This is a genomic window from Acidobacteriota bacterium (assembly GCA_016196065.1).
GTDB lineage: Bacteria > Acidobacteriota > Terriglobia > Terriglobales > Acidobacteriaceae > Acidiflorens.
On the sequence record JACPYL010000018.1, the window covers coordinates 190,472 to 205,563 of the forward strand.

The following is a 15,092-nucleotide window of genomic DNA, read 5'->3' on the forward strand; positions in this document are numbered from 1 at the left end:
TGCTCACTGACTAAGTACTCGGAAGGTTGTGGCATAGGTCGTGTGCCGGGTTCAGCTCAAAGCGCCGAGTGCATCCCCTCGGCATTCTTATTCTAAAGCTCAAGGTGGATCGATCGCACCCGCAGGAAACCAAGCGGGCTGCGAAGCCTCGGCTCGCCGATAGTATGCCCGAACCTCATCGCGAGTCGGCAATGCAGGGATCACACCCTCTCTTGTAACCGCCAAGCCGCCGGTAACGACGGCAAACCGAACCGCGTCTTCAAGACCAGCTCCACAGGCGAGTGCCATGGCTAGTCCGGCATTGAAGGAGTCTCCAGCGCCGGTCGTGTCCGTTGCGGTCACGTGAATCGCGGGAATGTGCGTTGCCGACGACTCGGTCACGATCAGCGCGCCCTTCTCGCCCAATGTCATCACGACCTGCCTGACTCCAATGTCGATCAACTTTTTCGCGATTACTTCAGGGGGGACATCGGCTCCTGAAGCCAACCCGGCAATCACTTTCGCTTCGGTCGCGTTTGGCGTCAGGATGTCGACGGCCTGCAAGATCGAAGGCGGAAGCGGCCTGACCGGGGCCGGATTCAGAATTGTGATTGCTCCATGCGCGCGCCCACGCACCATTGCCGCCTCCGCTGCTGCCACCGATATCTCGAGTTGAGTCAGGACGACCCTTGACGATTCGAATGCGCCTGCAGCCTGCGTCACATCGGCGGCCGTCAACAGATTGTTCGCGCCAGGATCGATCACGATGCAATTGTTGCCACTGGCAGCCTCTACGACAATAAATCCAACTCCGGTAGGCGCATCACCGGTTTGTTTTACATGAGCAACGTCCACACCTTCGTTACGATAGAGCCCCAGAGCCGACTCGCCAAAACTGTCGTTGCCAATTCTTGCCACAAAGCTGACTCTGGCCCCCAAACGAGCACAGGCCACTGCCTGGTTGGAACCCTTACCGCCGAAATCCACTCGATAGCCGGTTCCCAGCAGAGTCTCGCCACGGCTGGGCAGACGGTCCACCTTCATGGTGAGTCCCGTCGCGTAGCTACCGACAACCGTGATTTTAGGCACGCTCACGCATCATTCTCCGGGTCGAGCGGTAAGCCTACCACAGCATTCCTGGCCTTCCAGATTTCGCGCCAACGTTAGTGTTGAGCGCGGGCAAGATCTCGAATCTGGTTCAAGTATCCAACATAGATGGGAATCGGAATATCCGGCGAGTCCCCGTCATTCAGGAAATGTTCGAGCCGGATTTCCATCGGGATCGAACGGATCACTTCGCCGAAACGCGCCATCTGCAGATACTTCACGCGCCAGATCTCGAGCATCAGGGAACGATATTCTTCACTGATGAAATTCATCCGCCGATCGCCGAGATAGATGGAATCGAAATGGTGATCGGCAAGTTTCTGCCGAATCGGATCACCCGGCATCGAGAACGCGTAGGTCAGGTGAAAAAGATCCGCGAGATCGCCCCACAACACCTTCTCTTCGAATGCGCTGAAGCGGAATGATGCAGCACCACGTTGCTGAGCCACCCTGGCGTGATCGCTGGGCGGCAATCCATGGCGGCCAAGTTCTTCCCGAAACCAGTGCAGGCGGTCCCGTGTCAGATTGTGGCGCAGAAATTCGACGGCATACGCGTTGGGAAGATATAGCTTTGGATCGCTGTCCAGACGCGCGATCCACGCCGCCCAGTCTCTCTGATCGAGTGCATCAAGTAAATCCGTAAGGTCGGACAATTTTGTATCCGGGTGAAACTTCACTGCCTGCCAGAAATGTTCCGTGGAGTCGTAGGTTGCGCCATAGAGGTCGATGCCCTCCGCGATCGGATACCAGTTTGAAAGCACCCGACCACTCATCGACGACGAGGCGCTCCAGCAATTCACGGAATGCTTCCACTTCTGCTGGACGGCCAGAAATGCCTCGGCATAGCCCGGTGGAGTCGACTCCTTGACGCGGGCAAGCGCTTGGCGAAGTTCGTCACTAGTATGGGTCAATAACGCTTCCAGCGGACGTTCGTCGGCCATCGACACCACGCGACTCTCAATTCCACGACGCAGCAATTCCCGCCCCAGGTTCGATCGCTCCTCAGCCGTAATACCGCCCGGCCAGCGCCCGGTCTGGGACTCGATGTAGGGAAACATCTCTGCCAGCGACTTGAACTCTATGAACCCGTGTAGAGCAAACGGTATGGGGTGGCCATCTTTCAGAACAACCGTCGACGGAGTGACAATCTCATCGAGCGATATCTGTGGAGTTTGAGCGAACACTGTTGCCGTCAGAATGAGGGCACACACTGCCAATGAAAAGACGCACAAAAAGTTTCGATACCATACCTTCATGCTGCCCTCCGGCCGTTCACTGGCCCATCATTCTACCAACGGCAAGATGTATGTGCTTCTTCTCCGCAAAGGGTTTGGTTGGCGCCTTGACGCTCCCCGGCACGAGTGTTAGATTTTCGATTCCACGAGAGTGAAACTGGGAGCTTTCCTCTGAGTCGACCGGAGAAGATGCGCCATCTCGTCGACGTTCCCGCAGCCGACACTGGCCGACGGAATTTCTTGATCCGATGCTGCCAGGGACTTTCTGCAGCATTCTTGCCAGCTAGCTTACGCGGCCTTGCGTTCCCTTCCGTCAACCTGGCGATCACAAGCGGAGCGCTATCTACAGAGGGCGATTATCATTTACATCCGCATTACCGAAGCCCCACCTCCCTCGATGCCACGTTGCTCAAGGCGAAGGCCGGACTCGACGAATTCATCACCGAGAAGTATGCGTACGAAATCTCTGCGATTCTTGCGGGCTGGAGTGCGAGCCTGCTGCGATCGTCGCAGGACGTAAGCGCGATTGCTGGACGGCTCGCGCCGGGTTTTCTCGGAGCGTCACTACAACCGTTGGAGTCGCGCCAGTTGCGGCCGGGCCCAGCGGTCGAAGCGTTCCAGCACAAATTTTCAACGGACCTTTCCCTGCAAGCGGATGCGTTCCTTCAAGACCTGCGGTCTTGTCTGAATACGTTTACGGGACTCTTGACTGCTGATTTTCAGATCACCACCATTGACGCTGGGCCATTGTCTCAAAGCCCACAGAGTTCATCACAGGTCAAGACTCGTATTCGCTATGAACTGGTAGGTACGGAGCGCAACTTCTATCGTGCACAGCGGGTTGGCTACTGGGAGATGCAGTGGACTTCAGATTCACCGGGCTCGTTCCTCTTGCACAGTTGGCACGCTCTCGAAGAGACAAACAGCCGCTCGGCCAAGCCGATCTTCGTGGACATCACAAACAATGCACTGAGGAACAACCCATCCTATTCATCGCACTTACAGCGCGGGACTGACTACTGGCGCACCGTGCTGGATGGTGCCTGCGGCATTGATATCTACGGGCACAATGGCATCGCGGTCGGCGATTTCGACAGCGATGGCTTTGACGATCTGTACGTTTGCCAGCCAGCTGGCTTGCCCAACCGCCTCTATCGAAATCGCGGTGACGGAACCTTCCAAGACGTTACGGAGACTTCGGGTGTGGGCGTCCTCGACAATACTGCGTGTGCCCTTTTCGTCGACGTCGATAACGATGGCCGCCAAGACCTGATTGTCGTCTGCGCCAGTGGGCCTTTGTTGTACTTGAATCAAGGCAACGGACAATTTCGCCAAAAGCGGGATGCGTTTCACTTCGCAACTCCACCGCAGGGGACGTTCACGGGAGCGGCTGTCGCAGACTATGACCGGGACGGGTGGCTCGATATTTATTTCTGTCTCTACGTCTACTACCAGGGCGCCGATCAATACAAATATCCGTCTCCTTATTACGACGCCCAAAATGGGCCCCCGAATTTCCTGATGCGCAATCAGCGTGACGGCACGTTCCGCGATGTCACTGGACAAACTGGCCTCGACAAGAACAACACACGCTACAGCTTTTGCTGTGCCTGGAACGATTTCGACGGTGACGGCTGGCCCGACCTGTATGTGGTCAATGATTTCGGCCGCAAGAATCTCTACCGCAACAACGGCGACGGCACTTTCACCGACATTGCAGATCAGGCTGGCGTGGCCGATGTCGGCGCGGGTATGGGTGTCAGCTGGCTTGACTATGACAACGACGGTCGTCCTGATCTATACGTCGCAAATATGTGGACAGCCGCCGGCGAGCGCATCGCCCAGCAGGAAGCCTTTCAGGCACATGCATCCGCGGACGTCCGGGCTCGCTATCGCAAACATGCAATGGGCAATTCGCTGTTCCACCACGATGGATCGGATGCACGGTCCAATCGTTTTCATGACGCAACGTCGTCGGCTGGAGTAGGGATGGGCCGCTGGGCGTGGTCGAGCGACGCGTGGGACTTTGACCACGATGGATTTTCGGATCTTTATGTCACCAACGGCATGGTTTCCGGCCCATCGCGCGACGACTTGAATAGTTTTTTCTGGCGACAGGTTGTTGCGAAGTCTCCCGCGGAGGCCAAACCATCCCGTGAATACGAACAGGGCTGGAATGCGATCAACGAGTTGATTCGAGCGGACGGCACCTGGAGCGGATACGAACGAAACGTCTTTTATGCAAATAATCGTGACGGCACATTTTCCGATGTCTCCGGCGCGGTCGGAATTGATTTCCTGGAGGATGGCCGGGCCTTCGCGCTTGCTGACTTCGATCACGATGGCCGACAGGAAGTGTTCGTCAAGAATCGGAATGCCCCGCAGTTGCGAATTTTACAAAACGTGCTGGACGATATGCCTCCGTCGATTGCATTTCGCCTGGAGGGATCGAAGAGTAACCGGGATGCGATCGGCGCAGTAGTCACACTGGAAACAGCATCGGGCCGGCAGATGCGCACTCTGCAGGCGGGGTCGGGGTTTCTCTCGCAACACAGCAAGGATGTGTTCTTCGGCCTTGGCAACGTTAAGGACGTCGTGAAAGCGTCGATCCTCTGGCCCAGTGGAACGAGACAAGAACTTCATGAGTTACCGATCAACCATCGAATATGGATCAAGGAAGGCTCTGAGCCATCGCGAATCGAACCATTCTCACTCAAGGCGAAATCAGTAGAAACGAACGGGACGACTGGCGCCTCTGCTTCACGCACCCAGCCTGATGACGCTGCCTTGCCAGTCACCATCGAAACATGGCTATTGGCGCCCGTTTCCGCGCCGGACTTCTCCCTGCTCGACCTCGCCGGGGAGTCCCGCACTCTGGCTTCATTTCGCGGGCAGTCTGTGCTCCTTAGTTTCTGGACGACTGAGTCCGCAAGCAGCCAGGCCGACATGACATCCTTGGAACGCGCGCGCACGCAATGGGCAGCGCAAGGATTGCATGTTGTCACAATAAACATCGATAGTGGCAAGTCACAAACGGATATTGAGAAGTTCGCTCGCGAGCAACGTCTGACTTTCCCAATTCTTCGTATATCCGACGATGTGGCTGGCATCTACAACATCGTCTACCGTTACATCTTTGATCGCCATCGCGACCTGACCTTGCCAACATCGTTCCTGATAAGTGAAACGGGAGATATCGTAAAGATCTATCAAGGCACCCTGAACGCAGAACACGTCGAACAGGATTTTCGACATCAGCCGCACACAGCCGCGGAAAGGCTTGCGAAAGCGCTGCCGTTTCCGGGCGTGACGGACAGCACTGAGTTCGGACGCAATTATCTTTCTTATGGTTCTGTGTTCTTTCAACGCGGCTACTACGATCAGGCGGGCGCTGCATTCGAACGGGCTCTGCGCGATGATCCTGATAGCGCAGAGGCCCTCTATGGCATTGGGAGTGTGTATCTCAATCAGCAGAATACAGCTGAGGCTCGTCAGAGTTTCGAGCGAGCTACGAAGCTGCGCGCAAGTTATCCGGACACACTGGCGAATGCATGGAACAACCTGGGACTTCTTTCCGCACGCGAAGGCCGCACTGAAGAAGCAATCGGATATTTCAAACAAGCTTTGCAATTGAGCCCCGACCATGTTGTCGCGCTGGAAAACATGGGCAGTGCGTACCGTCAATTGAAGCAGTGGGATGACGCACGGAGTTTCTTTGAGCGTGCGCTTGCCATCAGTCCCGACGATGCCGAGGCCAACTACGGACTAGGCATGGTGTTCGCCCAGACTGATGATACGAACCACGCTCTCGATCATTTCCAAAGAGCGCTACGATCCCGACCGGCGTACCCCGAAGCGCTCAACAATCTGGGGATTCTCTACCTGAGAACACAGCGGCGCGACGAGGCAGTAGCGAAATTTGAAGAGTGCATCCGAGTGGCGCCCCCCTTTGACCAGTCGTATTTGAACCTTGCGCGGGTGTATGCGTTGGAGCAAGCTTCGGACAAGGCTCGCGCCGTTTTGCTGGAACTTCTCAAGCAACGTCCAGGACATCTGCAAGCGCAGGAGATGTTGCAACGGTTAGGGCGATGACCGCGAACGGCCATCGCCTCGATAGGAATAATTAGTAGGCCTTGGCTACGAAGATGATCGCCAGGCAATAAAACGCGAACATGCCGAGCAGATAAATCTTCCCCCTGCCGGGCGCTCCGGCAAACTCTTTCCATGCGAACACACCCCAGAGAGCGCCGACCATGGGGGCCGACTGCCCAACCGCGTAGGAGATCGCAAAACCCGTTGCGCCGCCGGCGACCACATTGAAAACCGTGCCGGTCGTCCAGATCGCGCCGCCGAGAAGACCGAGCAGATGTCCGGAAGCGGGCGCGCTGAAGAAGCCGGAGAAATCGACCGGTTCACCAGCGAGCGGCTTCTTCATGAAGTAGAGATTCCAGATGAAGCAGGAGAGCAGGGCTCCCAGCGTGAGGAACACGACGGAGCTGTAGGGCGTAAGCGCATGGCCACGGGTCGCGCCGTAGGCGACAAAGGGATTCCATAGTCCCATCAGGACACCCGACACGATGCAAATCACGATGCTCTTGCGCGTGGTGGTGCGGCCGCCGGCGAGGCTGCCGAAGGCTTTGCCGTCGAGGATGACGGCAATCAGTGCGCAAGCAACGCCGGCTGCGAGGAACAGCATGTTGCCCTTTGGCTGCAGAATGTAGCTGAGCAAGGTGCCGACTACGAGCGCGATTCCGATGGAAACAGGAAGCGCAACCGCCAACCCGGCCATATCAATGGCGGCCACCAGCAGGAGGTTCGCTAGATTGAAGATCGCGCCACCGACCATGGTCCAGAGGATATTCGAGGTATCGGCCGAGCGCACGTTATTGAGGAAACTGGTGGCGTCGTTGCCCGTGCTGCCCATGGTGAAGGCGAGGAGGAGCGACATCAGGAAGATGCCGACCGCGTAATCCCAATAAAAAAGTTCGAAGCGATAGTTCTTGACGCCCTTGTAGGTATTGGCCCAGGAGCCCCAGCACATGGCGCTTCCGATCATCATCAACAGGGCGATTCCAAAACTCGGGGGTATATACATGGTTGCTCCTCGAAAGCGATCAGGTGTTCCGGGATGAAGCCCGGACACAACGACACTACTTGCCGCGAATTCGTGTAACGAACATCTCCAGAAAACGGTCGGCATCAACATCGACGCAGACTTTGGCGTTCGGCTCGACTTTGTCCGCGCCTTCGATCAAATATCGATCACCGTGCAGCACGTTGCGCTCGACATATCCGTGTCGATTGGCCACGGTTTCGCCGCGCGTGAATTCGCCACGTGTTTCCACGTCGACATGCATCTCCGGGGCTTTCACCAGGGTCGCATCAATGGCGACTCCGACCGCGAGTGGATCGTACATGGGAGATCCCGGGGAGCCAAATTTTTCCGAGAGATCGATCAAATATCCCGCCACCTGAACCATGAAGTCGTTGATCGGCCCGTGAGTCTGGCCGAGTTGTGCGAGGTATCTTCTCGAGAAGAGCGTCTTGTCGCCGACGTCGAGGCCAACCATGGTGAGGCGCCAACCTGCCTGAAAAACAATTTGCGCGGCCTCGGGGTCGTTGTAGATATTCGCCTCGGCTGCGGCGTTCACATTGCCACCCGTAATCGACCCGCCCATGATGATCACTTCCTTCACCAGGGGAACGATCGACGGATCCTTGAGAACGGCGAGCGCGATGTTGGTCAGCGGCCCTACGGGCACAAGTGTGAGTTCGTGTGGCGCCGCATGCACCATTTGGATGATCAAGTCGGGGCCGTACCGTCCGTCCACTTTGCACTTACTGGGCGGCAGTTCGACATTTGCCAAGCCATTCTTGCCGTGCCAGAACTCGGCAGTGATCAATTTCTGAAAAAGTGGATGTTGCGCTCCCGCCGCAATCGGAATATCGCAGCGATTGGCGAGCGAGACCATCCGCAGAGCGTTTTCCAGGCCTTGTTGTGCAGTCACATTGCCCGGCACAACCGTGATGGCACGGACATCGAGTTCCGGCGAATTCAGGGCCAGCATCAACGCCATGGCATCGTCGGTACCCGGGTCGGTATCGAAGATCACCTTTCGCGTGGCACCCGCCGCGGGCGCAACCAGCAGTGCTACCAGACACGCGAACAAAACGACGGCGGAACTGATTGTTCGCTGAAATAGAGCGCTGCCTTTCATGCTTACCAAAGCATCCTCCACGACTTTAAGAATCGCGCCTTAACCTATTCCCGCCTTGGCCGAGTGTCAAGGTGAAAGTCGTATCGCGCGGTGGTCAACCATCGCCAACGCGGCGCTTTTGGCGCAGATCGGCCCAGATACATATTTCCTCGCATCTGCCGTAAAATGGCACAGCGTCACGCCCGCGAAGGCCTTTGTTTTCTCCGCCTTCATTTCGCGGACCGAGAGCGCGGGGTTTGTTATGACAGCCGATCACGACCAACAGCGCGGGATTGCGCATGACATAGTTCAGCGCGACGTGCGGCGCGACGTTCCCCACGCCGCATCACCGGAGAATGTCATTGCCGATCTGGCCGGGCGTCCCCTGTTTCGCAATACCGGAATCCCACTCGACGAACATTGGGTTAAAGACGTACGGGTCAACACCAGCGCGGTCGAACGGCGAGCCCAGTCCCAGGTTGCGCGAAGAACCGTTAAGAAGGACTGGCAAGCGGCGTGGCTACTGCGTTCGATCACGTGCATGGATCTGACCACGCTCTCCGGGGATGACACTGACGAACGAGTCCGCCGGTTGTGCGCGAAAGCACGGCAGCCGATTCGGCAGGACCTCGTCGAAAAATTGGGCATCGCAGGACTCGACATCAAAGTCGCGGCTGTGTGCGTGTATCACACTTTTATTGAAACCGCCCTGCACGCGCTCGAAGGCACGCGCATCCATGTTGCCGCCGTCTCCACGGGATTTCCTGCTGGCCTTTCGCCGCTCGCAGAGCGGGTCGCGGAAATTCGTCGGTCCGTAGAGGCTGGAGCGCATGAAATTGACGTCGTCATCACGCGGGCCCATGTTTTTGGCGGCCATTGGCAGGCGCTCTACGACGAAGTTGCCGCGTTCAAACACGCCTGCGGCACGGCGCACATCAAAGTAATTCTAGGAACGGGCGACCTGTTGACTCTCCGCAATGTTGCGCGAGCCAGCGTCGTGGCCATGATGGCCGGCGCCGACTTCATCAAGACATCGACCGGCAAAGAGCCGACCAATGCAACCTTACCGGTGGGATTGGTGATGACACGCGCCATCCGCGAATACGCGCAACGTACTGGTATGGCCGTCGGCTTCAAGCCAGCGGGCGGCATTCGCACGGCGAAACAGTCTCTCGATTGGCTAGCCATGATGAAGGAAGAGCTTGGCCTCTCGTGGGTGCGCGCAGAAATGTTTCGTTTTGGTGCGAGCGGATTGCTAGGCGACATCGAGCGGCAACTCGAACATCACGTGACGGGACGCTACTCGGCCGAGAATCGCCACCCGCTGGCGTAGTCGGCAGGAAAGAATCGAGCACACGAATGAGCATTGCCGAAAAATTTGCAACCATGGAATACGGTCCCGCCCCCGAGGATCCGAAAGAAGCCGTTGCCTGGCTCGATCGACACGGACGGCGCTTCGCGCACTTCATCAACGGCGCATGGCAGAAACCGTCGGCAGATGGATACTTCGACACCTTCGATCCTTCGAACGGAGAGAAACTCGCCTCCCTGGCGCAGGGATCCAGTGCAGACGTGGACGCCGCGGTGAAAGCTGCACGAGCAGCGTCCCCGAAATGGCAAGCGCTTACGCCCCACATTCGGGCGCGCTATTTGTACGCAATTGCGCGACAGATTCAGAAACATTCGCGGCTGTTCGCTGTCCTCGAAACAATGGATAACGGCAAAACGATCCGCGAAAGCCGCGACATCGACATTCCATTGGTTGCTCGACATTTCTATCATCACGCCGGTTGGGCACAGTTGCTGGAGCAGGAGTTCCCTGACTACGCTGCCTGTGGAGTCATCGGACAGATCATTCCCTGGAATTTCCCTCTGCTGATGCTGGCATGGAAAATTGCGCCCGCTTTGGCTACCGGGAACACGGTCGTGTTGAAACCTGCTGAATTCACAACTCTCACCGCACTGTTGTTCGCCGAGGTCTGCCAGGAAGTTGGACTGCCAGCGGGAGTGGTGAACATCGTGACGGGCGACGGTTCCACCGGCGAAGCGCTCGTGAAGCATCCCGATCTCGACAAGATCGCATTCACGGGTTCGACCGAAGTGGGACGCGCGATCCGCTCGGCCACCGCCTCCAGCCACAAACGACTGTCCCTCGAGTTGGGAGGCAAGTCTCCCTTCATTATTTTCGAGGACGCGGACCTCGACGGCGCAGTCGAAGGACTGGTCGATGGAATCTGGTTCAACCAAGGACAAGTCTGTTGCGCTGGATCGCGCCTGCTCGTGCAAGAGAGTGTCGCCGAAACGCTAATCTCCAAAGTGCGAGACCGTATGAGCACTTTGCGGCTCGGATCGCCACTCGACAAAGGCATCGACATCGGCCCGATCGTCGCTCGGGTACAACTGGAACGAATTCGCAAACTGGTTGACCAGGGAGTCGCTGAAGGAGCGACTTGCTGGCAACCGCCAACCATATTGCCGGAGGGCGGTTTTTACTATCCGCCGACTTTGCTGAGTAATGTCCATCCCACTTCGATCGTCGCGCAGCAGGAGATCTTCGGACCGGTTTTAGCGACGATGACCTTCCGCACTCCACGAGAAGCGGTAGAACTGGCGAACAACACGGTCTACGGACTGGCCGCCTGCGTCTGGAGTGAAAGTATTAACGTGGCATTGCAGACAGCGGCACAGTTGAAAGCCGGCGTCGTGTGGGTGAATTGCACCAACCTGTTTGACGCAGCCTGCGGATTTGGAGGCTATCGAGAAAGCGGTTACGGACGCGAAGGTGGGCGCGAGGGCTTGCTCGAATACCTGGAACCGAAGTGGTTCAAGAGTACCCCGGTTCTGCCAGTGGCGAAGACTCCGGATGCGACTGCTCACGAGAAGGCAGCTGACACTAGCGTTCCCGCCATTGATCGCACGGTGAAACTCTATATCGGTGGCAAGCAGGCTCGTCCGGATTCCGGATACAGCATGCAGGTTCGCGGCACGGACGGAAGCCTGTTGGGAGAAGCTCCGCTCGGCAACCGGAAAGATATCCGCAACGCTGTGGAAGCCGCCCGCAAAGCTGACGGTTGGGCAAAGACGACGGCCCACAATCGCGCCCAGGTGCTCTACTACAGCGCCGAGAATCTCTCGCAAAGACGCGATGAGATTGCGCGTCGTCTCGCGGCGGTAGTCGGAGAAAAACAAGCCAACGCAGAAGTCACCCTCGGCATTGAGCGCATCTTCTCCTATGCTGCATGGGCGGACAAATTCGATGGCGCCGTGCACAATCCGCCGTTTCGCAATATTGCCATCGCCATGCATGAGGCGATTGGAACGATTGGCGTGATCTGTCCGAGCGAAGCGCCTCTGCTGGGATTTCTTTCCTTAGTTATGCCGGCACTCGCAGTGGGGAACACTGTGATCGCGATCCCGTCAGAACGGTATCCGCTGATCACTGGCGATCTTTACCAGCTTTTCGACACCAGCGATCTGCCGGGCGGCGCGGTCAACATCGTGACTGGCTATGCGTCGCAACTCTTAAAGACAATCGCGGAGCATGATGACGTCGACGCGATCTGGTGCTTTGGCGACGAGACACAGGCGGCGGCAGCTAAATCGGCTTCCATCGGGAACCTCAAACAAGTATTCACCAACGAGGGCCGCGCCATCGACTGGTTCAATCCCAAACTGGCCGAAGGACGCTGGTTTCTCGAGCACGCGACCCAGGTAAAAAACATCTGGGTTCCCTACGGCGAATAGCGCACATGAAGGCTACCGTCACTCCCCGGGTAAAGATCTGCTGTATCAGCAGCAAGGAAGAAGCGGCTCTGGCCATCGAGTGCGGCGCCTCCGCGCTGGGATTGGTCTCTCACATGCCAAGCGGGCCGGGCGTCATCACGGATCAGCAAATTGCAGAGATTGCCGCCACGGTTCCTCCCCCGATTGCAACGTTCCTGCTGACCTCGCGACAGAGCATCAGTGAAATCATCTCTCAGCAACAATTCTGCCGCACCAACTGCATTCAAATCTGCGACCACCTGACCGGCGGCACCCATCGAGAACTTAAAGATGCTTTGCCGGGAATTTCCATCATTCAGGTTGTTCATGTCGTGGGCCCCGAATCGGTGGAGGAAGCCTGTACCGCTGCGCGCTACGCCGACGCGATCTTGCTTGACTCAGGCAATCAGAAACTTGCAGTGAAAGAGCTCGGCGGCACCGGGAAGACCCATGACTGGAAATTCAGCAAGATGATTCGAGAGCGAATCGATGTCCCGCTTTTCCTTGCTGGTGGCCTAACGCCCGAGAACGTTGCCCAGGCGATTCAGGAGGTTGGACCATTCGGACTGGACCTCTGTTCCAGCGTGCGAAGCAGCGGCAAACTCGACGAGACGAAGCTTCGGCGCTTCTTCGCTGCGGTGCAGGGCGTCACCGCCCCGGCCTGTTGACACCCGTATCTGCTCTGGCTAAACTCGCCGTTCGCGATCTGGAGTAACAGAAAAATATGGCAAAGCGTCCGCGTATTGCAGTGGTAGGAAGTGCCAACGTCGACCTGACTACGTTCACCGACCAGTTCCCCAAGCCGGGAGAAACAATCTTTGGCCAGAAATTTGATATGGGATTCGGTGGCAAGGGCGCCAATCAGGCCGTCGCCGCCCGACTCTGTGGCTCCGATGTTTTCATGGTCGCACGCGTTGGTGATGACCTATTCGGACCCGCAACGATCAAGAATTTTGAAAAATTAGGTATCGATGCGTCACAGGTAAAACAGGTCGCCGGCCTGTCAAGCGGTGTGGCTCCGATCTTTGTTGATCCCGCCGGACAGAATCGGATTTTGGTCGTCAAAGGAGCCAACGACGCCCTAAAACCGGCGGACGTGGATTCCGCAGCCGACGTCCTGAAGAGCGCCGACTGCATCGTCCTGCAATTTGAAATACCACTGGAAACTGTCTACTACACCATCAAGTTCGCGCGTAAGAATGGCATTCGCTGCCTCCTCAATCCAGCCCCAGCGCAACCCATCGACGTCAAAGCGATCGCCGATCTTGATTACTTTGTCCCGAACGAAAGCGAAGCGGAAACGATTACCGGGATGCCGGTGAAGAATGTGGACGACGCGAAGAAGTGCGCGCAGAAGCTTCTGGCAGGTGGAATCCGCCGCGTCATTATCACGCTCGGCGCAAATGGCTCGCTGCTCGCCGGAAGTGAAGGCATGGAACACGTACCTGCATTCACGATGAAAAGCGTGGACAGCACTGGAGCGGGAGACGCGTTTATTGGCAGCTTCGCCACCTTTCTTGGTGAAGGCCTGCCCGAGCGGGAGGCCGTCCGGCGCGCCAACCTGTACGCAGGACTATCCACGACTGGTGTCGGCACGCAAAAGTCGTTTTACGACCGGGCGCGCTTCGACCAGGAGTGGTCAGCAAGATCGAAGTCCTGAGGCACGCATTCCATGAAACGGGTTGCCATAGCGTTTTTTCTCACCGCTGTCTTATGTCTGCCCACGTACGTCTTCGCACAGAAACAAATAAAAATCATTGCTGATCAAGATAGTGCGGGTCCGGAGGGAACGAATTTTCTTTCCTTGCTCATGTTGTTGCGAGCGCCGCAAGTGGACCTGCTTGGCATCACCACGGTAAGCGGAGATCAATGGATGGAGCCTGCCACAGTTTTTGCGTTGTGGGCTACGGAGATTACCGGACGAGCCGACGTACCTGTAGTCAAGGGCGCGGAGCGTCCGCTAGTGAATAGTCAGCGCGAGCAGGAAGCCCGTGAACATCTTTTCGGCTCGTACCTTGCCTGGCACGGCTCGTTTAATCCTGACGCTCCACCGCCGAAGGAGACATGGGCGCCTCCCGGCGGCTATCCAAAGGTGAAGCCGAAACCCGGGCGGGCTGCGGACTTCCTCATCGATACGATCCGTGCTCATCCTGGCGAAGTGGTCCTCTACTGCGCCGGTCCGCTCACTAACATCGCGCTCGCCGTTTCCATGGACCACGACATTGTTCCGCTCACCAAGGCAATTTACATCATGGGCGGAAGCAGTGCCGGCGGCTCGGAGCTGAACTGGTGGTGGGATCCGGAAGCAGCCGCCATCGTGCTTCGCCAGCCTTGGAAAGAAATTGTGATCACGCCCTTTGAGGCGGGTGAACAGATTTGGTCGAGCGAGAATTTGATGAAGAGAGTAGTAAGTGCCGGTGGCCCTCTTGCAAATCACGTCAAGCAGGTTTATCTCGACCGTGAACCGCCGCCCGGAACCTCCATGTGGTCGATGATGTGGGACGAACTCACAGTGGCGTCGATCCTCGATCCCTCAGTGATAGAAAAGTCCGAGACGATGTACCTTGACGTGGATATCACGCATGGGCCGAAGTATGGACACACGGTAGTGTGGAAGCCCTCGGATGAAGTTCCACAATTCTTCCTCGCCTACAGCGGGCCACGTCCCGTCGATAAGGAAAAATGGAAGGCTCATCTGACGCCGCCCGAGCAATTGCATCCAGCTAGCGTGCAAATGAAAGTGGACACACAGAAGTTTGAGAAGATCTTTGTAAACTTAATGAGCCACTAGGTAGATATGCAGCGCGCCTTC

Annotated in this window: 10 protein-coding genes; 6 read left to right on the forward strand and 4 right to left on the reverse strand. The window is 57.1% G+C overall.

The window, feature by feature from the left end:
• Window positions 1-99: 99 nt before the first annotated feature.
• On the reverse strand, window positions 100-1,023 hold the full coding sequence (locus HY010_17390; GenBank protein MBI3477509.1) for a ribokinase: 924 nt from the start codon (window positions 1,021-1,023) through the stop codon (window positions 100-102).
• 119 nt (window positions 1,024-1,142) lie between these two features.
• Complete coding sequence (locus HY010_17395; protein ID MBI3477510.1) at window positions 1,143-2,342, reverse strand: hypothetical protein; 1,200 nt, start codon at window positions 2,340-2,342, stop codon at window positions 1,143-1,145.
• A gap of 255 nt (window positions 2,343-2,597) precedes the next feature.
• On the opposite strand from HY010_17395, the gene HY010_17400 reads away from it, so the two are divergent.
• Window positions 2,598-6,413, forward strand: a complete 3,816-nt coding sequence (locus tag HY010_17400) for a VCBS repeat-containing protein (GenBank protein MBI3477511.1) — start codon at window positions 2,598-2,600, stop codon at window positions 6,411-6,413.
• Window positions 6,414-6,444: 31 nt separating this feature from the next.
• Here HY010_17400 and HY010_17405 read toward each other — a convergent pair whose 3' ends face one another.
• The gene (locus tag HY010_17405; protein ID MBI3477512.1) at window positions 6,445-7,416 is read right to left on the reverse strand and encodes a hypothetical protein; all 972 of its coding nucleotides are present in this window, start codon (window positions 7,414-7,416) and stop codon (window positions 6,445-6,447) included.
• Window positions 7,417-7,471: 55 nt separating this feature from the next.
• On the reverse strand, window positions 7,472-8,539 hold the full coding sequence (locus HY010_17410) for a nucleoside hydrolase (protein ID MBI3477513.1): 1,068 nt from the start codon (window positions 8,537-8,539) through the stop codon (window positions 7,472-7,474).
• A 241-nt stretch (window positions 8,540-8,780) separates the two neighbouring features.
• Here HY010_17410 and deoC point away from each other — a divergent pair, with 241 nt between their 5' ends.
• Genes deoC through HY010_17435 form a run of 5 tightly spaced genes read left to right on the forward strand, consistent with a single transcriptional unit; the run spans window position 8,781 to window position 15,071 of the window.
• Window positions 8,781-9,851 carry a deoxyribose-phosphate aldolase gene (gene deoC / locus HY010_17415; GenBank protein ID MBI3477514.1) on the forward strand — a complete coding sequence of 357 codons (1,071 nt, stop codon included), beginning with the start codon at window positions 8,781-8,783 and terminating at the stop codon, window positions 9,849-9,851.
• A gap of 26 nt (window positions 9,852-9,877) precedes the next feature.
• Window positions 9,878-12,262, forward strand: a complete 2,385-nt coding sequence (locus tag HY010_17420; protein ID MBI3477515.1) for an aldehyde dehydrogenase family protein — start codon at window positions 9,878-9,880, stop codon at window positions 12,260-12,262.
• A 5-nt stretch (window positions 12,263-12,267) separates the two neighbouring features.
• Entirely contained in the window at window positions 12,268-12,948 is a 681-nt protein-coding gene (locus HY010_17425) for a phosphoribosylanthranilate isomerase (protein MBI3477516.1), read from the forward strand.
• Between the two features lie 56 nt (window positions 12,949-13,004).
• Complete coding sequence (rbsK, locus tag HY010_17430; GenBank protein MBI3477517.1) at window positions 13,005-13,940, forward strand: ribokinase; 936 nt, start codon at window positions 13,005-13,007, stop codon at window positions 13,938-13,940.
• 12 nt (window positions 13,941-13,952) lie between these two features.
• Window positions 13,953-15,071, forward strand: coding sequence for a nucleoside hydrolase (locus HY010_17435; protein MBI3477518.1), 1,119 nt, complete (start codon window positions 13,953-13,955; stop codon window positions 15,069-15,071).
• The last annotated feature ends 21 nt before the right edge of the window (window positions 15,072-15,092 follow it).